The 23,103-nt window shown below is 36.6% G+C and carries 21 protein-coding genes, 2 tRNA genes and 1 other RNA gene; 16 read left to right on the forward strand and 8 right to left on the reverse strand.

Annotated elements, in window-relative coordinates:
* Nucleotides 1–20 precede the first annotated feature (20 nt).
* The 3 genes from trpC to PMN2A_RS07515 are packed head-to-tail and all read right to left on the reverse strand — an operon-like array spanning nt 21 to nt 3,226.
* The gene (gene trpC / locus PMN2A_RS07505) at nt 21–908 is read right to left on the reverse strand and encodes an indole-3-glycerol phosphate synthase TrpC (RefSeq protein WP_011294951.1); all 888 of its coding nucleotides are present in this window, start codon (nt 906–908) and stop codon (nt 21–23) included.
* Between the two features lie 42 nt (nt 909–950).
* Nucleotides 951–2,393, reverse strand: coding sequence for a dihydrolipoyl dehydrogenase (gene lpdA, locus PMN2A_RS07510; protein ID WP_011294952.1), 1,443 nt, complete (start codon nt 2,391–2,393; stop codon nt 951–953).
* Nucleotides 2,390–3,226, reverse strand: a complete 837-nt coding sequence (locus PMN2A_RS07515; protein WP_011294953.1) for a TrmH family RNA methyltransferase — start codon at nt 3,224–3,226, stop codon at nt 2,390–2,392. The genes lpdA and PMN2A_RS07515 overlap by 4 nt, the downstream gene beginning before the upstream one ends.
* 239 nt (nt 3,227–3,465) lie before the next feature.
* On the opposite strand from PMN2A_RS07515, the gene murA reads away from it, so the two are divergent.
* From murA to PMN2A_RS07535, 4 genes are all read left to right on the forward strand, one after another.
* Nucleotides 3,466–4,842, forward strand: a complete 1,377-nt coding sequence (gene murA, locus PMN2A_RS07520; protein WP_011294954.1) for a UDP-N-acetylglucosamine 1-carboxyvinyltransferase — start codon at nt 3,466–3,468, stop codon at nt 4,840–4,842.
* Nucleotides 4,843–4,881: 39 nt separating this feature from the next.
* Nucleotides 4,882–4,963: transfer RNA gene (locus PMN2A_RS07525), tRNA-Leu, on the forward strand.
* Nucleotides 4,964–4,971: 8 nt separating this feature from the next.
* Entirely contained in the window at nt 4,972–6,153 is a 1,182-nt protein-coding gene (locus PMN2A_RS07530; protein WP_011294955.1) for an aspartate aminotransferase family protein, read from the forward strand.
* Nucleotides 6,132–7,370, forward strand: a complete 1,239-nt coding sequence (locus tag PMN2A_RS07535) for a bifunctional folylpolyglutamate synthase/dihydrofolate synthase (protein WP_041711035.1) — start codon at nt 6,132–6,134, stop codon at nt 7,368–7,370. The genes PMN2A_RS07530 and PMN2A_RS07535 overlap by 22 nt, the downstream gene beginning before the upstream one ends.
* Before the next feature lie 25 nt (nt 7,371–7,395).
* Here PMN2A_RS07535 and PMN2A_RS07540 read toward each other — a convergent pair whose 3' ends face one another.
* Both PMN2A_RS07540 and PMN2A_RS07545 read right to left on the reverse strand, forming a co-directional pair.
* On the reverse strand, nt 7,396–8,748 hold the full coding sequence (locus tag PMN2A_RS07540) for an FAD-binding oxidoreductase (RefSeq protein WP_011294957.1): 1,353 nt from the start codon (nt 8,746–8,748) through the stop codon (nt 7,396–7,398).
* Nucleotides 8,745–10,058, reverse strand: a complete 1,314-nt coding sequence (locus PMN2A_RS07545; RefSeq protein ID WP_011294958.1) for an amidohydrolase family protein — start codon at nt 10,056–10,058, stop codon at nt 8,745–8,747. The genes PMN2A_RS07540 and PMN2A_RS07545 overlap by 4 nt, the downstream gene beginning before the upstream one ends.
* Before the next feature lie 205 nt (nt 10,059–10,263).
* On the opposite strand from PMN2A_RS07545, the gene PMN2A_RS07550 reads away from it, so the two are divergent.
* From PMN2A_RS07550 to ftsZ, 6 genes are all read left to right on the forward strand, one after another.
* Nucleotides 10,264–10,336: transfer RNA gene (locus PMN2A_RS07550), tRNA-His, on the forward strand.
* A gap of 85 nt (nt 10,337–10,421) precedes the next feature.
* Nucleotides 10,422–11,813 carry a tRNA (N6-isopentenyl adenosine(37)-C2)-methylthiotransferase MiaB gene (miaB, locus tag PMN2A_RS07555; RefSeq protein WP_011294959.1) on the forward strand — a complete coding sequence of 464 codons (1,392 nt, stop codon included), beginning with the start codon at nt 10,422–10,424 and terminating at the stop codon, nt 11,811–11,813.
* Between the two features lie 54 nt (nt 11,814–11,867).
* Entirely contained in the window at nt 11,868–12,914 is a 1,047-nt protein-coding gene (locus PMN2A_RS07560; protein WP_011294960.1) for a D-alanine--D-alanine ligase family protein, read from the forward strand.
* A 36-nt stretch (nt 12,915–12,950) separates the two neighbouring features.
* On the forward strand, nt 12,951–13,361 hold the full coding sequence (locus PMN2A_RS07565) for a hypothetical protein (protein ID WP_011294961.1): 411 nt from the start codon (nt 12,951–12,953) through the stop codon (nt 13,359–13,361).
* Nucleotides 13,349–14,179: a cell division protein FtsQ/DivIB gene (locus tag PMN2A_RS07570; RefSeq protein ID WP_225866304.1), complete on the forward strand. Its 831-nt coding sequence runs from the start codon at nt 13,349–13,351 to the stop codon at nt 14,177–14,179. Before PMN2A_RS07565 ends, PMN2A_RS07570 begins: the two co-directional genes overlap by 13 nt.
* 169 nt (nt 14,180–14,348) lie before the next feature.
* A complete protein-coding gene (gene ftsZ / locus PMN2A_RS07575; protein ID WP_011294963.1) occupies nt 14,349–15,446 on the forward strand; it encodes a cell division protein FtsZ in 1,098 nt (365 codons plus the stop codon).
* Nucleotides 15,447–15,470: 24 nt separating this feature from the next.
* Here the strand turns inward: ftsZ and ffs are convergent.
* An RNA gene (gene ffs, locus PMN2A_RS10165) (signal recognition particle sRNA small type) lies at nt 15,471–15,567 on the reverse strand.
* Between the two features lie 42 nt (nt 15,568–15,609).
* On the opposite strand from ffs, the gene panB reads away from it, so the two are divergent.
* Nucleotides 15,610–16,428 carry a 3-methyl-2-oxobutanoate hydroxymethyltransferase gene (gene panB / locus PMN2A_RS07580; RefSeq protein ID WP_011295224.1) on the forward strand — a complete coding sequence of 273 codons (819 nt, stop codon included), beginning with the start codon at nt 15,610–15,612 and terminating at the stop codon, nt 16,426–16,428.
* Here panB and hemW read toward each other — a convergent pair.
* Entirely contained in the window at nt 16,367–17,599 is a 1,233-nt protein-coding gene (hemW, locus tag PMN2A_RS07585; RefSeq protein ID WP_011295225.1) for a radical SAM family heme chaperone HemW, read from the reverse strand. The two genes, panB and hemW, sit on opposite strands and share 62 nt — an antisense overlap.
* Nucleotides 17,600–17,707: 108 nt before the next feature.
* On the opposite strand from hemW, the gene PMN2A_RS07590 reads away from it, so the two are divergent.
* From PMN2A_RS07590 to cbiB, 5 genes are all read left to right on the forward strand, one after another.
* Nucleotides 17,708–18,817 carry a PIN/TRAM domain-containing protein gene (locus PMN2A_RS07590; protein ID WP_011295226.1) on the forward strand — a complete coding sequence of 370 codons (1,110 nt, stop codon included), beginning with the start codon at nt 17,708–17,710 and terminating at the stop codon, nt 18,815–18,817.
* 38 nt (nt 18,818–18,855) lie between these two features.
* Nucleotides 18,856–19,530 (forward strand): ATP-dependent Clp protease proteolytic subunit, encoded by a 675-nt coding sequence (locus PMN2A_RS07595; RefSeq protein ID WP_011295227.1) that lies wholly within the window; start codon nt 18,856–18,858, stop codon nt 19,528–19,530.
* 60 nt (nt 19,531–19,590) lie between these two features.
* Nucleotides 19,591–20,193, forward strand: a complete 603-nt coding sequence (locus PMN2A_RS07600; protein ID WP_011295228.1) for an ATP-dependent Clp protease proteolytic subunit — start codon at nt 19,591–19,593, stop codon at nt 20,191–20,193.
* 129 nt (nt 20,194–20,322) lie between these two features.
* Nucleotides 20,323–21,318 carry a ketol-acid reductoisomerase gene (gene ilvC / locus PMN2A_RS07605; RefSeq protein ID WP_011295229.1) on the forward strand — a complete coding sequence of 332 codons (996 nt, stop codon included), beginning with the start codon at nt 20,323–20,325 and terminating at the stop codon, nt 21,316–21,318.
* Nucleotides 21,319–21,332: 14 nt separating this feature from the next.
* The gene (cbiB, locus tag PMN2A_RS07610) at nt 21,333–22,328 is read left to right on the forward strand and encodes an adenosylcobinamide-phosphate synthase CbiB (protein WP_071813635.1); all 996 of its coding nucleotides are present in this window, start codon (nt 21,333–21,335) and stop codon (nt 22,326–22,328) included.
* Between the two features lie 2 nt (nt 22,329–22,330).
* Here cbiB and PMN2A_RS07615 read toward each other — a convergent pair whose 3' ends face one another.
* On the reverse strand, nt 22,331–23,083 hold the full coding sequence (locus PMN2A_RS07615) for a sugar transferase (protein WP_011295231.1): 753 nt from the start codon (nt 23,081–23,083) through the stop codon (nt 22,331–22,333).
* Between the last annotated feature and the right edge of the window lie 20 nt (nt 23,084–23,103).

The raw sequence follows: 23,103 nt of genomic DNA on the forward strand, positions 1-23,103 counted from the left end.
GCAAAGATATTGTCCGTAATTTATAAGTTGCCAATTAACTTTTTAACTCCACCTAATATATCTTCCTGTGACATAAGAGATTCACCAACTAAAACAGCATCAGCCCCATAACTCTTCACTAAATCCAAATCCTCACGATTAAATAAACCTGACTCGCTTACCAAAGTAATAGAATTTTCCTTGATTTGGTTAGCATAATTCTCGGCCAATTTCTTTGTAACCTCAAGATCAGTTTTAAAACTCTTTAAATTTCTATTATTAATACCTATTAAATTAAATACATTAATATTTAGTACTCGTTCAAGTTCTTCTGAGTCATGAACCTCTACTAATATTGTAAGTCCCAAATGTTCAGCGACCTTAGATAAGTACTTTAAATCAGAATCAGTCAGAATTGCCGCTATCAAAAGTGCAGCATCAGCACCAGCAGCTCTTGCTTGGTAAAGCTGATAGGGGTAAAGGATAAAGTCCTTACATAGGATTGGGATTATGATTTCCTTTCTAACTTCCACTAAGACATCAAAACCACCTTGAAAAAATTTTTTATCTGTTAAGACCGATATGCAGTTAGCACCCCCCTCTTGATACATTTTACCTATCATTTTCGCGTCAAAGTCTTCTCTAATTATCCCTCTACTTGGACTAGCCTTTTTTATTTCTGAGATTAGTGCTGGTTTCGAATTACTATTTCTTAATGCATCTATGAAATTTTTTGTTTTTGGTAAATCCTTGATCTTTTTCTTTAAATCTTCAAGCGAAACTTTTTTTCTTGCAATCTCAACTTCTAGATGTTTTTCCCAAACAATTTCCTCCAAAATATTTTTAGGTTTTGAATCTGGGTGAGGAATTGCATACTCTAAATTAGCTACTTTTATACTTGGGTTAGGAGGTCTTCTTCTAATTTCCATAATTTAAATAATTAATGATCTATAAAGATAAAATTTGATTTACTACTTCTTTATTTGTAAAGATGCCTGCTTATAAGCAACCTCTACAACTTCGCTTAATGTTGGATGAGTATGAACTTCTTTTGCTAAGTCATTAACTCGTTGTCTTCTAGAAATTGCATTAGAAACCTCTTGTATGAGATCAGCCGCATGTAATCCATAAATATGAGCCCCAAGGACCTCTCCCGTCTCTTTATTAAAAATCAACTTCATAATTCCATCACTTTCTAATTCAGCCAAGGCCTTAGAGTTCGCTTTAAAATAACTTCTAACAATTCCAAGTTCAAAGCCTTCGTTTTTCGCTAGATCTTTTGCTTCTTCTTCCGAGAGTCCAACGGAACTTATCTCAGGGTGAGTAAACGTCGCTGCAGGAATACTTCTGTAGTCAATTTCTATTGCTTTTCCTAAAATATTTTCTACAGCAATACTCCCTTGCGCTGCAGCGGTATGGGCCAACATCAACTTACCCGTAACATCTCCGACTGCCCATAGATTAGAAACCGGTTTTTCATTTACCAATACTCTCATCTGATCATCAATTGGAATAAAACCTCTCGTTGTTTCAACTCCAACGGATTGTAGATTTAGATTTTCAGTCGACGGTACTCGACCTGTTGCGACCAGAACAGCGTCAACTTGCAACTCCTCAATTACTTCTCGACTCTTTGCATCTGTAAGCTCGACCTCGACAGGACAACCTGGCTTAACTTTAGTAGCAAACACACCAGCTCGAGTTTCAATATCTCTTTTATCAATTAGGTTTCTTGAAGCAATTTTCGTGATATCTGGATCAAAAGTAGGCATTACTTTATCAAGGGCTTCAATCATGGTTACCTCACAACCTAAAGCTGTATAAATATCAGCGAATTCCAAACCTATATAGCCACTACCAATTATTGCAATCCATCTTGGCAACCATTCTAAATTAATAGCCTCATCACTTGTAAAAACAGTTCGTCCATCAATTTCAATTCCAGGCGGTACAAAAGGGTCTGAGCCTGTAGCTAAGATAATATCTCTAGCAGAAAAAATTCTATCAACTCCATTAGTTTCTCTTAAACCGACCTTTTGATTGCCTTCTAAACGTCCTTCTCCTCTAAGTATCTCAACTCCAGATCTTTCCAATGTTTTAGTTAGATTTTTTCGAATTGTCTCGACTAAATTTTTTGCATGTTCGGCTATTTTTTTACGTTCAAATCTAACCGGAGCCGAATGTATCCCAAATTCAGAAAGATGAGGAACATCTGCAAGCTCACGAACTTTACCACTGGCAGCTAGTAATGCTTTAGAGGGGACACAGCCTCTGTTAACACAGGTCCCACCCATATCTCTTGATTCGACAATCGCCACTTTCAAGCCAGCCTCTGCCGCATGTTTAGCCGCATCAAAACCTCCATATCCAGCTCCGACAACAATCAAGTCAAAGTCAAAAGAAATTTCACTCACGATTTTTTTTGCATACCCTTAACCATTTTTACTCTTTGTCGCTCCAACAAGAGAGGAACTGCAGCAGATGCCACATTAAGTGAATCAACTAATGAGCTATGAGGCAACGTAACAAAGTCTGTACAACAGGCTTCAATTGAAGCATGAACACCTGAACCCTCATTACCAAGAACCAATACTGTAGGGAGATCCCAGTCTAATTCCCAATAAGGTTTCACTTTCTTATCAGTAATTTTATTTGGTGAAATTGTCCCTACTACTTGGTAATTATCATCAATTGCAATATTGAGTTTTGAAACAAGCATTTCAATACTTGAAGAAGATGAATGTCCAATCCGTTCAAAAGGCATATGGAGAACTGAGCCAGCGGAGGATCTTAAAACCTTTTGATTAAGTGGATCGGCTCCAGAAGCTAACCACATAGCCTCATATTCACCAGCAAGAGCTGATCGAAATAAATTTCCCAAATTACCTGGATCTTGAATCCTATCCAAAGCCAAAATATGTTTAGGGGCTTTTCCCGATTTTGGTAACCCTTGCATTGGGAATATCGCTGCGACACCATCAGGTGTGACTGTTGACAAAGATGTTTCTAAAACGTTTTTGGTTACTAGGGTTAACAAAGTTCTTGAAGCTATTTTTTTTAAAATCTCCTCATGCTGATCACACCATTCAGGAGTTGCAATAACTTCTGTTGGCAAAAAATTTGTTTTCAAAGCCTCTTCTAACAAATGAGACCCCTCAAGCAAAAGAGAAGAATGCTCTTCACGTCCAGTTTTTTTCAAAAGACCCCTTAATTTTCGAACCAAAGGGTTTCTTTTACTTGTAATCAATGGAGAATATGAATGATTAATTTTCTAACCTCAAATTATTTAATTTTTGAAAAGCAGAAAAGTTTCTTGCATTAAAAACCACTTATTTTCTTATTAAATTCAATAAAAACTATATAAAAATTTTATTCAAACTTTCAAAATTATCAATATTTAATTTGAACCCATCAATTTTCAATAAGGTTGACTGGACTATTTGAAATCCACTTGGCATTATGGCTGGGTAAGCAGTTCGCTCCAATATGAGTAGTGTGGCGACGATTAAAAGGAATATTGTTCCGCCACATCTGGAGGTAAAAGGAGGGCGTCCGCTTAGTGGGATCTTAAAAGTTAGCGGGGCAAAAAATTCTTCGCTAGCTTTAATGGCTGCGGCGCTTCTTACGAAAGAAAAACTCCTCATTCAAAATGTCCCACAACTTACGGACATTGAAGTCATGTCAGAGATTCTCCGTAATTTGGGCGCAAAGTTAACTAAAACAAATAATTCTATCGAAATTAATTCAGAGTCCATTCATAATGTTGAATTACCGTATGAATTAGTTCATAGCTTGAGAGCAAGCTTTTTCTGTGTCGGCCCCTTACTTACAAGACTTGGAGAAGCAAAAATTCCTTTACCTGGTGGTTGCAATATTGGAGCAAGACCTGTCGATGAACATATCAATGGTCTAAAAGCTTTAGGAGCGGAAGTTGAAGTTATAAATGATGTTGTAAAAGCTAAAGTTTCTACCAAAGACAAAAGATTACTTGGAGCGAATATTACTCTTAAATATCCCAGCGTCGGAGCCACGGAAACCATCTTGATGGCTTCTTGCTTAGCTTCAGGCAAAACAACAATATCGAATCCAGCTAGAGAACCAGAGATCCAGGATCTCGCAAAAATGCTTAATTCAATGGGAGCAAAAGTTTTTGGAGCAGGAACGAAAAGAATCACAATCCTTGGAGTTGAATCTTTAAACGGGACTTCTCATTGTGTTATTCCAGACAGGATAGAAGCAGGGACTTTTCTTATTGCTGCAGCAATAACACGATCGCCTCTCATTATTGGTCCAGTAATCCCAAATCATTTGAGCGCTGTTATTTCAAAATTAAAAGAATGTGGCTGTTCAATATCTCAACATGGGAATCATCATTTAAAAATCATTCCAAGAGAGATTTCAGGAGTTGACATAACAACAAGTCCATTTCCTGGCTTCCCAACTGATCTTCAGGCTCCATTTATGTCACTGATGGCCACCGCTAAGGGTTCAAGCAAAATCAAAGAAAGAGTTTTTGAGAAGAGAATGCAACACGTTTTGGAGCTAAATAAAATGGGCGCCTGTATTTATCTAGAAAACAATACTGCTTATATAAAAGGAGTAAAAGAACTTGTAGGTTCAAATGTAGAGGGAGGAGATTTACGTTCTTCTGCTGCCATTATCCTTGCATGTCTCTCTGCCAAAGGAAATAGTATTTTCACGGGCCTCGAACACTTAGATAGAGGCTATGAAAAATTAGAAGAAAAATTAACGAATGCAGGTTCTAATATTTCTAGAAAATTTGATCAAATAACATCTCATAGTTCTTTCTCTAACAAAATAATTAGTGAAGACAATATTGATACTCAAAAAAATGCAGCTTAGTTTCATATATTTGCTAGTTTTGACATAAAATAAACACATGGGAGCGTGGTGGAATTGGTAGACGCACCGCACTCAAAATGCGGCACCTTCGGGTTTGTCGGTTCAAGTCCGACCGCTCCCACTTCATTGATGAAGACTTACAATCGTTTTCCCTTAGATCTCATTAGGGGTAAAGGCTCATGGGTGTGGGATCAAAAAGGCCGAAAATATCTTGATGGTGTGGCTGGAATTGCAACATGTTCACTAGGCCACAGTGATAAAGCATTAATCAAATCCTTATCAAAACAATTAAAAAGACTTCAACACGTATCTAACCTTTACGGAATACCAGAGCAAGAAGAATTAGCTCAATGGTTAACTTCACAAAGTTTTGCGAAGAGTGTATTTTTTTGTAATAGCGGTGCTGAAGCAAACGAAGCTGCAATTAAATTGGCAAGAAAATATGGGCATATTGAACGTAATATCGACAACCCAGTCATTCTTTGCTCAAAGGAAAGCTTTCACGGAAGAACACTCGCCGCTGTAAGTGCGACAGGCCAAACGAAATACCACAAAGGTTTCGAGCCAATGGTTCAGGGATTTCAGTTTTTTTCTTATAATGACAGTGAATCTTTTGAAAATCTATTTGATACTTTAGAAAAAACAGGTCCACAAATTGCAGCTGTATTTATTGAACCAATACAAGGTGAGGGAGGAATAAATATTGGAAAAAAATCATTTTTTGAGCTCTTAAGAAAAAAATGTACTCGCAGCAATGTTTTATTAATATTTGACGAAGTCCAAACTGGAATGGGGAGAACAGGTACTCTTTGGGGATATGAACAACTAGGTATTGAACCTGATGTTTTCACACTAGCCAAAGGGCTTGGTGGAGGTCATGCCATTGGAGCGCTATTAGTTAATCAATTGGCTGATGTCTTTCAGCCCGGTGATCATGCCAGCACTTTTGGAGGGAATCCTTTCGCATGCAGAGCAGCTCTAACCGTTGGGCAAGAAATACAAAAAAGAGACCTATTAAATAAAGTCACTGAGAGAGGTAATCAATTAAAAGAAGGATTAATTAAACTTTCAAATAAATATTCAGACATATTTATTTCCACTAGAGGCGTTGGGCTTATTCAAGGTCTCGTTATAAAAGACAATATCAAAACAACATCTCTTGATATTGTCAAATCTGCCTTAGAAGAGAAACTACTTCTAGTATCAGCTGGTGTAAAAGTATTAAGGATAGTCCCTCCTCTGACTATTACAAAAAAAGAAATCAACGAGCTTTTATCGAGACTAGACAAATGTCTGATGAAACTTTCATAGCACAATCGAATTTCATTTCTGAAAGCAAGAGCAAGGAATATAAAGATATGAATCTGGGCATAGATCGTATGTCATTGGCTATTAATGCTATGGGAGATCCCTGCAAAAAAACACCTGCTATTCACATAGCAGGAACAAATGGGAAAGGCTCTATTGGCGCTTTTATCAATAGTGTTCTTAGCTTAGTAAATATCAAAACTGGAGTTACCACTTCTCCCCATTTAGTTGATTGGGTCGAGAGAATATGTATCAACAAGACTCCAATATCAAAAGAAGAATTTCAATCATTAAGCCTGTCTCTTTCTCCAATTGCAAAAAAATATAGGTTGACTCCTTTTGAATGTGTTATTGCAATAGCACTTAAATATTTTACTTTGAGGGAAGTTGAACTTCTTATCCTTGAAGTAGGGCTTGGGGGTAGACTTGATGCAACAACCGCGCATCAATACAGACCTATTATTGCATTTGGAGCTATTGGGCTTGATCATTGTGAATACTTAGGTAATAGTCTAGAGAAAGTAGCTATTGAGAAAGCAGCTGTAATCACTACAAAGAGCACTGTCATTACAGCCACACAAAACAATATTGTAAAAAGAGTTTTAGAAGAGACTGCCAAGAGGAAACAAGCAGTCATTCATTGGGTAGATCCAATTCCATCAGACTGGGAACTCGGCTTATCAGGAGTAATACAGAAAGAAAATGCAGCTGTAGCGAAAGGGGTTATTGAATCCTTAAAAAATATAGGCTGGAATATTTCTGAAGGACAACTTCGAGAAGGCTTATCTCTTGCTAAATGGCCTGGAAGACTTCAAACAACAAAATGGGAAGGGATGCCCATAGTTGTTGATGGTGCACATAATCCTCATGCGGCTAATCAATTATCAATTGAACGGGACGCATGGACTAATCAAGAAAGTGGAATTATTTGGATACTAGGGATTCAAAAAAGAAAAGACATGATAGGCATTTTGTATAAACTAGTTAGAGAGAAAGATTTAGCTTGGATAGTTCCTGTTCCTGGCCAACAAAGCTGGTCAAAAGATCAAATTTTAAGTTTTTGCCCTGAATATAAACACCAAATCAAAGAAGCATTTAGTGTAGAAGAAGTTTTGTCAACACTTAAAAAACAACATAGATGGCCATCTCCACCACCAATCATTTCAGGATCGCTATATTTAATAGGTGACCTTTTTCAAAGGAAAATATTACCAAGTTAAATTGATTAAAAATATAGCAATTAAATCAATTGACTTTTAGATTCCACCCTTTGAGTTTACCTGGATTGAGAATCCCTTTTGGATCAAAGTTACTCTTAGCTTGCACTTGATCAGAATCAATCACACCTAGACCTCCATCTTCAACAGTGATTGTATGCGGATTAAAAATCACTGCACCAAGGTCTCTGCATTGACTGATTAATTGATTCATCGCTTCTTCACCTTGCCACTTAACAAGAGGAAGTGACGCTAATCTTTGAACTCCATTTTGACGCACACATTCCAAATGCCATAAAAGATTTGATCCCCACTCGGATTTCAATTTTTTCATCATTTCTAACTCAGGCTGAGGAAGAAGCATTTGCAAATATGTCCAATTAGGATCAATGCCACGCATATGTAAAGTCGTGTGGTTCCAAGAAAGCTCTCGAAGACCTGTCCCTGCCTTAAGATTTTCAGGACCTAAGTCATCAAAGTCAGCGCCAGCCGATTTCGCAAGTCGCTCAATGGTACTAACACCATCAGGTGAAACCAAAAGTAAAATCCTATGCTTACTTGAAGGTTTGCCAAACCCAGAGGGAAGGCAAGTGACAATTTCTTTCTCTAACAAAGTCCCCAAATAAAGCTCCAGCGCTGCACAACTGAATTTGCTTAACAAGTCAACCGCCTGATCCAAATCAAAACAATCGACTACTATTTGTTGCCATTCAACATATGGAGCAGTTGTTAATGTCAATGCAGTAATAATTCCGTTAGTTCCATAAGCATGATTTAAAGCTTCGGAATTGTTTGCATTCAATTCAAGTTTTCTTGGCGAATCCTCAGTCGTTATTACTTCTAAGGCCTGCAAATGCCCAGGATCTCTAAGGAAGCCCCAACGAACAGATCCTATTCCGCCTGAACCGCCAGCAATAAAGCCCCCAATAGAAGCGCTTCTCCATGTACTCGGAAGCAACCGTAACTGACGACCATGCTTGATCAACTCATCATTAATATCTCTAAGTAAACAACCAGATTCAACTGTGATTTCACCTGATTTTGAATCGAAATTTCTAATTTTTCGAAGACCAGACATAACCATGACGAGTCCACCGTTAAGTGGAACACACTGACCATAATTGCCTGTTCCGGAGCCTCTAAGGGTCAAAGGAGTTGAATACTTATTACACATTTGAGCCACAACAATAATCGCATCAACCGAAAGCGGTCGAACGACTATGTCAGCCAAACAATCTTTTAGTTCATCAATTAATATTGGCGAATAATCAAAGAAGTCTTTAGAGAACCTTTTTAAATCACTAGTTTTTTGATAGATCTCTAGATCAGGTACTGATTTTAGTTCACTTAAAAGCAACTCTACTTTCTCTGTATTAGTCATGGGTGAGAATTGTTGAATGTTAATTTTTTGTTTTTAGGCAATTCATTTAAAAATTCGCCATTAACTACTACTCTTCTTTTAGGTCTTTCAGACAAAGCTTTTACCCAACTATTTGAATCTAACAAAACAAAATCGGCAGGACTTCCTTTTTGTAAAACGCCATCCCATTGAAGATTAAGAATACTTGCTGCGGAAGAAGTAAATGGAGAAAGGCCCAATCTCTCCCAAGGAGTTAAATGAGCAATTGGCATTGAAAAAGCCATTAAATTTATTGGATCAAAATTAGTGAATGGAAACCATGCATCATTTACATTGTCTCCTCCTACAGATACAACAACCCCAGCCTTTTGAAGTTGAAATATTGGAGCTAGAGGTCTTTTAATTGAAGTAGATCGTTCATTTCTACCGAGCAGCCAAGAATTCGTGAGTGGTAAAGCAACAACATTTAATTTCTTTTCAGCCATTGCCTTTGCCAAATTTGAAATCGATTTTTCTCTTAGTAAAGCCATACTGCTCAAATGACTACAAGTTATTGATATCTCATTTTTAATATGGCCTAATACTTCAAGAAGTAATTTCACCCCTGCAGCAGGACAAGACTGAGACTCATCAATATGAAGATCAATATCACAATTAAGTCTATTTGCAAGTTGAACTAAGTGTAATAAAGACTTAATTGTCTTCTTTTTATTAAAAGGAGGAGCTATGACTCCTCCTAGGAGATCTCCATTCAAAGCAACTCTTTGCGCTAAAAGCTCACCTTCATACGTTTGCCAAAATTCTAATGGGACTAAAGCCACAAATTGTAAGAAAATTTTGTCTCGCCATTTTTTTCTAATATCTTCTAATAGGTCCCAATCTCTCATTACATTTTCTCCAAAGCTATCTATATGGGATCTAATTGCACGGATACCATTAACAAGGGCTAGGTTCAAAGATTTTTCAACACTAAAAAGCAATTGGCCTTGAGACCTACTTTTATAGTCATTTAAATTAGCTACTAAAGCTTCTTGATAACTCCCTTTATAATTAGGAGCTCGAGACCATGAAAATGCTTTATCTAAATGAGCATGAGGTTCGGAAAATCTAGGTAGAAGGATTTCATTAGGAACTTTTGAAGCATCTTTTAAACCTTTAATTGAGCAGATTTTCCCATGCCTCCACTCAACTTGAAGCGAACATAACCCTTCAAAGTCAACTGTTAGTCCCAGAATATTTGCACCCTCTCCAATCAAGCATCTCGGTACCAACACATCAATACGACCTGATGCTTTAGTAGATAAATTGAATTCTTCTTTTTCTAAAGTCACTTAATAATACAATCACCAAGTCAAAAGCCTGTTTTCAAGGCCTCACAAATCCACAGTAACTTTAATATCTTTAAAATGCGTTGTGATCAACATACAAAAAGTGATAATTCTAGAAACTTCCAAGTTAGAATACTTTAGGAATATATTTAGCTAAATCATTTTGATCTTTCAAAATGGCAAAAGTTTGATAAATTCTCATTTCGAGGCGGGTGTCGCCAAGTGGTTAAGGCAGCGGCTTGTGGTGCCGCCATCCGGGGGTTCGAATCCCCTCATCCGCCCTCAAATTCTTTGTTTTTATTTAAATCCCTTTAAAAAAATTTCCTAGAATAATTTTATTTCAAAGAAAAAATATATATCTTCGCGATGACAACAGTTCAGCTCCAAAAAACAAATCAACCTTCAATTAAGGCATCAAGAGGTAGCTATTGGATTACAACTTTTGGATGTCAAATGAACAAAGCTGACTCAGAAAGGATGTCAGGAATACTTGAATATATGGGTTATTACCCTGCAGAAGAAGAACTTAAGGCAGATTTAGTTCTTTACAACACATGTACTATTCGCGATAGTGCAGAGCAAAAAGTTTATAGCTACCTCGGAAGACAGGCAATAAGAAAAAGATCATTACCAAATCTAAAAATTGTCGTTGCAGGTTGCTTGGCACAACAAGAAGGAGAATCTCTTTTAAGGCGAGTCCCAGAAATAGATCTTCTAATGGGACCTCAACATTGCAATCGTCTAGAAAGTTTGCTCAATCAAGTTGATAGTGGTCAACAAGTTCTTGCTACTGAAGAACAATTTATACTTGAGGACATAACAACTCCAAGAAGAGATAGCTCCATTTGCGGATGGGTAAATATTATTTACGGATGTAATGAGCGTTGTACTTATTGTGTGGTTCCTTCTGTGAGAGGAAAAGAGCAATCAAGAACACCAGAAGCTATTAAATCAGAAGTTGAGGATTTAGCAAAAAGTGGTTATAAAGAAATAACTCTTCTGGGACAGAATATAGATGCTTATGGCAGAGACTTTCAAAGTCAAAATAAAGAAGATTCTGCACAAGTAACACTATCTTATTTATTAAAGTATATTCATGATATTGAAGGGATTGAACGTATTAGATTTGCAACGAGTCATCCTCGCTACTTTACTAAGGAATTAATAGATACTTGCTCAGAACTGCCAAAAGTCTGCGAACACTTTCACATCCCATTTCAAAGTGGAAGTAATAAGATTCTGAAAAATATGGGGCGAGGCTATACAATTGAAAGCTATAAAAATATTATTAATTACATCAAGGCAAAAATACCTAAAGCAGCAATTAGTGGGGATGCAATCGTAGCTTTTCCAGGCGAAAGTGAAACGGATTATGAACAAACTTTATCATTAATCGATGAAATAAAATTTGATCACGTCAATACAGCCGCATACTCTCCTAGACCAAATACTCCAGCAGCAACATGGCCTAGACAATTAAACGAAGATATAAAAGTAAAGAGACTTAGAGAAATAAATAGTTTGGTTGAAAATATAGCTAAAGAAAGAAATCAAAGATATAAAAATACATCTCAAGAAATACTTATTGAGAATATTAATCCAAAAGATAGTTTTCAATTAATGGGTCGAACACGTACAAACCGTCTCACTTTTTTCCCAAGATCATTAAAAAATGGAGTAGAAAACAAACTCGGTGAACTTATCAAGGTAAAGATTACTGATGTTCGTCCTTTTTCATTAACAGCCAAATTACTTTGAAAAGATCTTACATATCAAAATTGATACATAATTAAAAAAATAAATTCATTAAGTATGTTTTCAAATAAACAAGTTATAGGAGTTGTTTTTGGAGGTAAATCTAGTGAGCATGAAGTCTCTATAAAATCCGCGAAAACTATTTACAATGCTTTAAGATATTTAAGTAATAAGGAACGTTATATAGCAAGACCAATTTATATTGATAAGTACGGTTATTGGCATGACTATATATTTTCAGAATCCATTTTATTTGATAAAAAAGATCATTTAATCTTTGAAGAAAGAAGAATTAATCTTACTAATTTATCAAACATGGAAGATATTGATGTCTGGTTCCCTTGCCTTCATGGACCAAATGGAGAGGATGGTGTAATCCAAGGACTGTTTAAATCAACTGGAAAACCATTTGTAGGCTCGGGTGTTCTCGGGTCCGCATTAGGTATGGATAAAATAGCAATGAAATCAGTATTTAAATCATATAATTTACCTCAAGTTCCTTATATAAGCTTAAACAAACCTGATATCCAAAATAATTTATATATGAAATCTATTTATGAACAAATAAATAAAATAATTAGTTATCCTTGTTTTATTAAACCTGCAAATCTAGGTTCTTCTGTCGGCATAACAAAAGCATACTCAAAAGAAGAATTTATTGCTGGAATAGAATTTGCTGCAAAATATGATGAGAGAATTATAGTGGAAAAAAGTATAGAAGGAAGAGAACTTGAATGCGGTATTTTAGGAAAATCAATCATGAAGTCATCTGTTGTTGGGGAAGTTAAATTTCAAACTGATTGGTATACATATGAGTCTAAATATAATGCGAATCTAAGCAGTACAATTATCCCAGCTGATTTGAATATAGAGATATCCAATAAGATACAAAAACTAGCTATCGAGGCCTGTAAAGCTATTAATGCTTATGGTTTAGCAAGAGTCGATTTTTTTTATCAAGAGAGCACGCAACAGATTTATATAAATGAAGTAAACACCTTGCCAGGATTCACTAAAACAAGCATGTACCCGACATTGTGGGAAGCTTCTGGATTAAAACTAGAAAAACTTGTTGCTAATCTCATAGAAATAGCTAAAGAATGAATTAACCATGACATTTTTAGATATCTTTCTCAAAAAATGATTCACGGTCTCCTTTGGTTGCCATTACTAATGGCTTTTATCCTCATAGCATCCCTTGGATGGATAGAGAGAAGGCGACAGAATCTCTACTTGGTTTGGGCTAAAGGTTCTGAGCTAGCCAAGCTTGATGGGACAGGAGCTGCTCGATTAAAAGCTGGCATTTTATGCTGGAGCAGCTTTGAGGCTGGCAGCTTTAAGGAGGAAGCAACTTTCGAAGTTAAGAAATTAGAAATGGTTGAGCTGATGGCTCTCAGCTCAGGCGAAGCACCTTTAACAAAAGAATCTGAAGGACGTTGCCGATTAAGACTTGTTGGTTCAGGGAGAGAAATAGATGTGCCTTTTTCAGATGCTGAGCGTGCTCGTCAATGGATGGAAAAACTTATGTCCAGAGCAAGATGCGACCTTTGAAATCACATAAAAGAAAAAAAATAACATCACATGAAAACAATCGAATATCAACTGAAAAAGTCTCGTTTATCACTCAAAATAAAAAATTTTTAACTGAACTTTGGCAATTACTTTTTTTTACTAGCACTTCAACTTTTCTAATTCTTACATTTTTAAACCAAGCTTGGAAACCAATAAGTTTTGATCAAACTAAAATCACAGGTTTATCTGGAATAACAAAAAACGATATCAAAAAAACCACCACGATTTTTTATCCTAAAAATCTGTTGGAATTAAACCCAAAAGAAGTTGAATCTTATTTAATAAAAAAGTTTCCTATCAAAGGAGTTTCAGTAAGCCGAAAGTTTTTCCCTCCCGAAATTCACATAAATGTTTTAGAAAGAGAGCCCATCGCATTTGCAAGTCGAGGTTTTTCAAAAGATAGTGAAAAAGGAATGATTGATATTGAAGGATCTTGGATACCACTTCAATTTGTAAATAAATCAAAGCAAAATAAAATAAAGTTATCTATTGAAAATTGGAATCCAAATAAAAAAAAAGAAGTTTTTCTAATCATAAAAAATAGATTTATTTTTCAAAGCCCTCTTGAAAAAATCAAAATAAATCCTCTTCAGGAAATCAGCCTAAAAACCGAGCACTTCGATTTAGTCCTTTTAGGATCAGGAACTGATCGCTTAATCGAGCAAATCAACAAACTCAACCAGCTACAAAAATCGTTGCCAAATCTTTTAATCAACACAAAAGTAAAAATCGTGGATCTGAAAGATCCAACCAAACCAGAATTAAAAGTAGAAAGAATATTGAACGATGAAGGGTGAAACCCTTGCTATAACATGACTATTTAAAGATCTTCAATATATCTAGGTCAATTCAAGGTCAATCATGGAAATTAATTTGTAAATCAATTTGAACCTATAAGCCAACAGAATTCATGGATGATGTTCATAATGCCCAAAACGAGTTCTAATCCTGAATATGGTGATGGGAATGGGAAACAAATCTAGTTTCAACATGGACGAAGGAATCCTACCCAGTCAATCTGCACGTATTGAGGTCATTGGCGTTGGGGGTGGTGGAAGTAATGCCGTCAACCGAATGATTAATAGTGACCTTGATGGAGTCACATATCGGGTGCTTAACACAGACGCTCAAGCTCTCATACAATCATCCGCTACTCATAGAGTCCAGCTTGGCCAAAGTTTAACTAGAGGTCTTGGGGCTGGGGGCAATCCAAGTATTGGGCAAAAGGCAGCAGAAGAATCGAGAGCCGATCTTCAACAAGCCTTAGAAGGAGTAGACCTAGTATTTATTGCCGCTGGTATGGGAGGAGGTACCGGGACTGGAGCAGCCCCTGTAGTAGCTCAAGTTGCGAAAGAAAGTGGAGCTTTAACAGTAGGAATAGTTACAAAACCATTTAGTTTTGAAGGTAAGCGTCGTTTAAGACAAGCTGACGAAGGTATAGCAAGGCTTGCAGAGAATGTTGATACTTTAATTGTTATCCCAAACGACAGATTAAAAGACGTAATTTCAGGAGCCCCTTTGCAAGAAGCCTTCAGAAGTGCTGATGATGTTCTTATGAAAGGAGTTCAAGGAATAAGCGACATAATTACTTGTCCTGGTTTGGTGAATGTGGATTTTGCTGATGTGCGTTCTGTTATGACTGAAGCTGGTACTGCGCTTTTAGGCATTGGTTTAGGCTCTGGAAGGTCAAGAGCTTTGGAAGCAGCTCAAGCAGCAATCAATAGTCCTCTTTTAGAAGCAGCTCGAATAGATGGCGCAAAAGGATGTGTGATAAATATAACTGGAGGAAAAGATATGACTCTTGAAGATATGACATCTGCTTCTGAGGTCATATCCGATGTTGTAGATCCAGAAGCAAATATCATCGTTGGTACAGTTGTTGACGAAAAACTTGAGGGAGAGATTCAGGTAACCGTTATTGCTACTGGATTCGACAGTAATCAAATCTATTCAAATGAAAGGAATAGAGCAAGACTTTCACCTAAATCACTTTACGAACAACCAGAAGAGAGGGAAGCAGGGGCCTCTATTCCTGAGTTTTTACGTCTAAGACAAAATCGTTGAGACTTATCAACTTACTCGGATTAAGGTGACCCGGAGTCCACGCCTGCTTTGAGCATCCCGTATGGCTGCTACCTTCCGGTCCTGACCAGATTTAAGCGTCACAGCCGCATGGGGCCGAGTCACCAATACTCTAGCAATTCGTAAACACGTTATTAAGAATTAAATGCAAACCACAGAATTGGTTCGTTTTAAAAAGTTGGGCAAACAGATAAGTGTATTAACTGCTTGGGATGCTATCTCATCTTCAATAGTCGAGGCTGCAGGAGCTGATGTTGTTCTAGTGGGAGATTCACTTGGGATGGTTGTCTTGGGACATTCAACGACTCTTCCGGTAACACTTGATCAAATGCTTCACCACACAAAGGCTGTTTGTAGAGGTTTTTGTAAACCTCTTTCAAAACAACCCTTAGTAGTTTGTGATCTCCCTTTTTTAAGTTATCAATGTGGAGAGGACAAGGCTGTTGAAGCGGCTGGAACTCTCCTAAAAAACTCCACTGCTTCAGCAGTGAAACTGGAAGGAGCAGAACCTGAGACTTTATTAGTAATTAAGAGACTTATTAGAATGGGGATTCCAGTCATGGGGCATCTTGGCCTAACTCCACAGTCAGTTCATCAACTTGGATATAAATCACAAGCTAGGGATAAAGATAGTCAAGAAAAAATTTTTAAAGATTCAAAAATGCTTCAAGAATCAGGATGTTTTGCAATCGTTTTAGAACATATTCCAGGAGAAATTGCCAGCAGATTAAAGAAACATATAGATATTCCTGTAATTGGCATTGGAGCTGGAAATGATTGTGATGGGCAGGTAAGAGTTACCGCTGATATTCTTGGCCTTTCAATTGCGCAGCCTCCTTTTGCAAAACCTTTACTTGCAGGAAGAGAACTTTGCATAAATGCCCTAAAAGAATGGATTAATTCTACTGATCTCGATCAAGTGAATCCCACCACAAAAACATCTGAATCAAAATCTGATTGCTAATTTGCATCCCCTTAGGATCACTTAAAAAATATCTACCATTGTGTCTTAATAGAAATCCTTCATTTATAGAATTTAGCCAAAATTTCTCAAGTGATTTTAAATTCTTATCACATTTTTTTTGTGTCCATCCAGCATTTTTAGCAAGTTCCTCCAGATGAATACCCTCACGTCTCCTGAGACCAATCATCAGAAGTTCATCCAATGGCATTGATTTTGACTTTTCAATAGACAAAGTTTTCTCTAATGTCTGACTCTCTTGCTGTTCAAGCCATTTTTTATAACCAGCAATTGTTCTTGGTCTAGAGAATCTTTCCCCCCAAGGAGCACTTGTTGCCCCCATCCCAAAGCCCCACCAACCAGAACCACTCCAATACATGCGATTATGTCTAGATGCATGACCAGGCAATGAATAACTTGAAATCTCGTATCTAGCGAAACCTCTACTTTTCAGTAATCTAGTGGTTTCAAAATCTATTTTTTGAGATTCAGAATCAATTGGGATATTCAACTTCCCTTTTTTATGTAGTCTTCCAAAAACCGTATCTGGTTCGATAGTTAAATCATAAATTGACAAATGAGGGGCCTCCGTACTAACCGCTTGTTCCAACTCTTTAATCCACTTAGACAAATTTAATCCTGGAAGATTTTGAATCAAATCAAGACTCCAGCTTCTTAGCATTCCTTTTTTAAATAAATTATTTACCCAATCACAAGCCTCAATTAATTGTGAACGATTATGTTTTCTACCAATTGAAGCCAAAGTACTGTCATCAAATGCCTGAGCACCCAAGCTAAATCTATTAATTCCAATCCCTATGTATCCATCCAGGTCGTTTTCAAAAAATGTTGCTGGATCAACCTCCATAGTTATCTCTGCACCATCTTGAAATCCAAATTTTCTTTGAAGATTTTTCAACAAATCACCCACCTCATTTTTTTTTAATAAAGAAGGGGTTCCACCGCCCAAATAGATTGTTGATAATGCAGGACCTTTAGGGGAGATTGAAATCTCTCTATGAAGTAAATCCAAATATGAGTTAATAGAAGTTATCCCTGGACTATCTGGAGATTGAGCGCTATCACCTAAAGGGATAATCGAAAAATCGCAGTAAAAACATCTTTTATGGCAAAAGGGTATATGCAAATATGCACTTCTTGGTGGGGCTACCATTTGAGCTCCAGATATACAAACCCAAATAAATGGTCACTTTTACAATCCAAATCTTTGAAAATAAATAAAGCTTTAGTAAAAAACGAAAAGCAAGCATAACCTGAATATATGGCAGACCTAGTTATTCTGGTTTTATTTCTTATATCAGGTGCAATCACCGGATGGATTGGAGTGAATTGGTTACCTGAGGAGACTTTAGATCATATAACTAATCTAAGAAATTTAAAAATTGCTTTATCAGGATTAAGCGCTCTTATAGGCCTGTTAATAGCCTTCCTTTTTCAGCAATTTAGAAATAAATTAACTAAAAGAATAAGAACTATGCCAACAGATCTACTAGTTAGTAGATCTGTTGGCATAGTTCTCGGGCTTGTCATAGCAACACTTTTATTAGTTCCTTTACTACTTTTACCTTTACCCTCTGAATTGTTTTTTGTAAAGCCTATTTTTGCTGTACTTAGCAACATTTTTTTTGGAGTACTTGGATATAACCTTGCGGAAGTTCATGGACGAACCGTTTTACGTCTATTCAACCCAAATAGCACTGAATCTTTGTTAGTGGCAGATGGGATTTTAACTCCAGCCAGTGCAAAAGTTTTAGATACAAGTGTAATAATTGATGGTCGCATTCAGGCCCTCCTTAGATTTGGGCTTATAGAAGGGCAAATAATCGTAGCTCAATCAGTTATGGATGAGCTTCAAAAACTATCTGACTCAAGTAACAACGAAAAAAGAGGAAAAGGAAGAAGAGGACTAAAATTACTTAACCAATTAAGAGAAAGTTATGGAAGAAGATTAGTTATAAACAGTACTAGATATGAAGGGGAAGGAACTGATGAAATTCTTTTAAAATTAACCTCAGACATTTCAGGAATATTAATTACTGTCGATTACAACTTATCTCAAGTAGCTCTAGTCCAAGAAATAAAAGTACTTAACCTAAGTGATTTAGTACTTGCAGTTAGGCCTGAAGTTCAACCTGGTGAGAAGTTAAATTTAAAAGTAGTTAGAGAAGGTAAGGAAAACTCACAAGGTATTGCTTATCTTGAAGATGGCACAATGGTAGTTATTGAGGAGGGTCTCCAATGGATCGGTAAAAGAATAGAAGTAGTTGTGACTGGAGCATTACAAACACCGACGGGCCGAATGGTTTTTAGTAAAGCTTCAAATGATCAGCCCCCGAACAAATTTGAAAAAACAAAAGCATCTCAAGGCTAGATCTAGCTAGGCTCGAATTCAATAAGACTTAACTTCATATGACTGCATCTTCCCCATATTATGGCGACTCTGCCGTAATGAGAACTCCGCCCCCTGATTTGCCATCACTTCTTCTAAAAGAAAGGATCGTTTATTTAGGCTTGCCATTATTTTCCGATGATGATGCCAAAAGGCAACTTGGAATGGATGTAACTGAACTAATTATTGCCCAACTTCTTTTTCTGGAATTTGATAATTCTGAGAAACCTATTTATTTTTATATAAACTCAACTGGAACAAGCTGGTACACAGGAGATGCAATTGGATTTGAAACTGAAGCCTTTGCAATCTGCGACACCCTCAGATACGTCAAGCCTCCCGTGCATACTATTTGCATAGGCCAAGCGATGGGGACCGCAGCAGTAATACTTTCAGCAGGAACAAAAGGTCAACGTGCAGCATTACCTCATGCATCTATAGTCCTTCATCAGCCTAGAAGTGGGGCTCAAGGCCAAGCAACTGATATTCAAATCAGGGCGAATGAGGTTATTCACAATAAGAAAGCCATGCTAGAAATACTTAGTCATAACACTGGAAGATCAGTAGATCAATTATCCAAAGACTCTGATCGAATGAGTTATTTGAACCCTCATGAAGCAGTTGATTATGGGATTATAGATCGCGTTCTTACTAGTAGAAAAGACTTGCCAAGCGAGAAAGTTTTGTCCACATAACCAAATTATTTTTACGAATTTTTAAATCATTACCCTCAACTACTAAACAACAAATTAGCCATGCCAATAGGTACTCCAAGCGTTCCATACCGTCTTCCAGGAAGTCAATTCGAAAGATGGGTTGATATTTACACAAGACTAGGTGCGGAAAGAATTCTATTCCTTGGTCAAGAAGTAAACGACGGAATTGCAAATAGCCTCGTAGCACAAATGCTTTATCTTGATTCTGAGGATAGTAGCAAGCCGATCTATTTGTATATCAATAGTCCTGGAGGGTCTGTAACCGCGGGTTTAGCTATCTATGACACGATGAAATATGTAAAAAGCGACCTAGTAACTATTTGTGTTGGGTTGGCGGCCTCGATGGGTGCTTTTTTACTCTCTGCAGGAACAAAAGGCAAAAGGCTTGCATTACCCCACAGCAGAATCATGATTCACCAGCCACTTGGCGGTACTGCGCAAAGACAAGCAAGTGACATAGAGATTGAAGCACGTGAAATTCTTAGAATCAAAGAAATGCTCAATAAATCAATGGCAGAGATGACGGGACAAACATATGAAAAGATAGAAAAAGATACTGATCGTGATTACTTTTTGAGCGCGGAAGAAGCAAAAAATTACGGCCTAATCGACCGAGTAATTACACATCCAAGTGAAAGTTAAGATGAAAAGTTCGACGTTCTTATTAATTAAATTATCTTGATAGTCAAAAAAATATATCAATGAAAGTGGTTTCAATAGCACTCTATTTCGTAAGCTCAGCCTTAATTCAGTTCTGAAATACCCACTCACATGGCAAAACTTTTTTACGACTCCGATGCAGACCTAGGTCTTCTTCAGGATAAAACCGTTGCAATTATTGGCTATGGATCTCAAGGCCATGCGCATGCATTGAATTTAAAAGATAGTGGCATCAAAGTTGTTGTTGGGCTTTATGAAGGAAGTCGATCAGCCAGCAAAGCCACATCTGATGGATTGGAAGTTTTAAGCGTCGCGGAGGCTTCAGAAAGGGCAGATTGGATCATGATACTTTTGCCTGACGAATTTCAAAAAGATGTTTACTCCAAAGAGATAGCACCTCATTTAAAAGCTGGAAAGATACTAAGTTTTGCTCATGGTTTCAATATTCGCTTTGAATTAATAAAACCACCTGAATTTGTCGATGTAGTAATGATTGCCCCAAAAGGGCCAGGTCACACTGTCAGATGGGAGTATCAGAATGGCCAAGGGGTTCCTGCTTTGTTTGCTATTGAGCAAGATTCCTCAGGCAATGCAAGAGCACTTGCGATGGCATATGCTAAAGGTATTGGCGGAACACGCGCTGGAATTTTAGAAACCAATTTTAAAGAAGAAACCGAAACAGATCTTTTTGGAGAACAAGCAGTTTTGTGTGGAGGCCTTTCAGAATTGGTCAAAGCTGGGTTTGAGACTCTTGTTGAAGCAGGTTATCAACCAGAATTGGCTTACTTTGAATGCTTACACGAAGTCAAGCTAATAGTTGACCTTATGGTTAAAGGAGGTCTAACTGCGATGAGGGATTCGATTTCAAATACAGCTGAATATGGAGATTACGTAAGCGGTCCAAGATTAATAACCAAAGAGACCAAAGAAGAAATGAAAAATATTCTTGCCGATATTCAAGATGGTACTTTTGCTAAAAACTTTGTAAAAGAATGCGATGAAGGAAAACCTGAAATGAAGAGAATTCGCAAAAAAGACTCCGAACTTCCAATAGAAAAAGTAGGCAAAACACTTCGCTCGATGTTTAGTTGGCTTAAATCAGACTAAATATCATTCACTTAATCTTAGTTGCTGTTATTCTTGACCTTTTAATAGGTGATCCAAAAAGCTTGCCACACCCTGTTCAATTTATGGGTTTGGTTATTAGTTTTTTAAAAGGGTTAACAGAGAGAATTGCGAAAGAAAATAAATCGAAGTTATATATAGGAGGATTAATAATTACACTTTTAGTTGTATCATTAAGTGGTATATGTGGATGGATGATAGAAAGATTATTTTTATTTTTTGACATAAAAAATCCTATATTAAGTACATTATTTTTTTGTTTGATTATAAGCAGTTCTCTTGCTTCAAGAAGTCTTAATAAAAGTATTCTTGAAATTTTAAATATAATAAAAAAAGAAAACACTATAGATAATTTGAGTAATTTAAGACAAAAATTAAGTCTTATAGTTGGTAGAGATGTCGAGAATCTTGATATAAATGAAATTCTTAGAGCCTTAGCTGAAACAGCAAGTGAAAATTCTGTGGATGGTATCTTTGCTCCATTATTTTGGATGTTTTTAGGAACTATTTTCTGGGAATTCAATCAATCCATGCCAGGGCCATTGGCGATGGCATGGATCTTCAAAGCATCTAGCACCATTGATTCAATGCTTGGATATAAAGAAGGGAAATTAAAGTGGCTTGGCTTTACTGGTGCGAAGCTGGATGATCTAATGGTATGGCTACCCTCAAGAATTGTATTAATTACTCTTCCTTTTTGCTGCAAAACAAAGCAGTCAATTTTCAAAACAATAAAAAATTCTTGGAAGGATGGAATTGTTGACTCTTCGCCAAACTCAGGAATTTCTGAAGCAATTTTTGCTTATTGTGCCGAAGTAAAAATGGGGGGGGTAAACTATTACAAAGGGCAAAAAAGTATAAAGCCAATAATTGCAGAACCATACCCTATGGCAAGTATTAATTCAGTCAGAAAAATACTTGGTCTTAGTCTTAGGCTTGAGCTAGTTTGGCTTGTAGGTTTTTACTTGATTATAAAATTTATAAATTTATAAATTCAAAAAGCACCTCTATCCATTGGAAAGAGTAAAACGCCTAACGTAAGAATAATGATTTCCAAATCAAGTAGAAAATTTCTATTTCTTGCATAAAACAAATCTAATTCAACCCTTTTTTTGTAACTCAGATTATTTCTACCACTAACCTGCCATAATCCAGTTAGTCCTGGTCTAACTGATATAACCTCTTCCATAAAAAGACTGTATTTAATAATCTCATTACTAACTATTGGTCTTGGTCCAACAACACTCATTTCCCCTTTCAAAACATTAAAGAATTGGGGTAATTCATCTAAACTAGATCGTCGAAGAAATCTTCCTAATTTTGTTATTCTTGGATCTTGACGTAATTTAAAATCTTTTTCAAATTCCTTTCTCATAAGCGGATATTTTTCTAATAAGTTTGGTAGTAAATCATCAGCATCTTTATACATAGTACGAAACTTTATACATCCAAATTCTCTATAGTTTCTACCTACTCTTTTTTGTATATAAAAAACTGATCCGGGAGAACTTAACTTTACTAATATTGCAATTGAGATAAATATTGGTGAACCTAAGGTTAAAACAATCAAAGAAAAAATAATATCTCCTATTCTTTTTAATGTGCGTCCAGATCGACTTTGATTTCTTATTATTTCTACAGCAGGCAAAGAGGATGGCTCTTTTGAGATGACTTCATACGGAATTGTTGGAGAGCCTTTACGGAACTCAGACCATCGCAATAAAGATTTTCTAGGATTAGTTTGCACAAATTATTAAGGTAGTAAGC

This window comes from Prochlorococcus marinus str. NATL2A, from assembly GCF_000012465.1.
Taxonomy (GTDB): Bacteria; Cyanobacteriota; Cyanobacteriia; order PCC-6307; family Cyanobiaceae; genus Prochlorococcus_B; species Prochlorococcus_B marinus_B.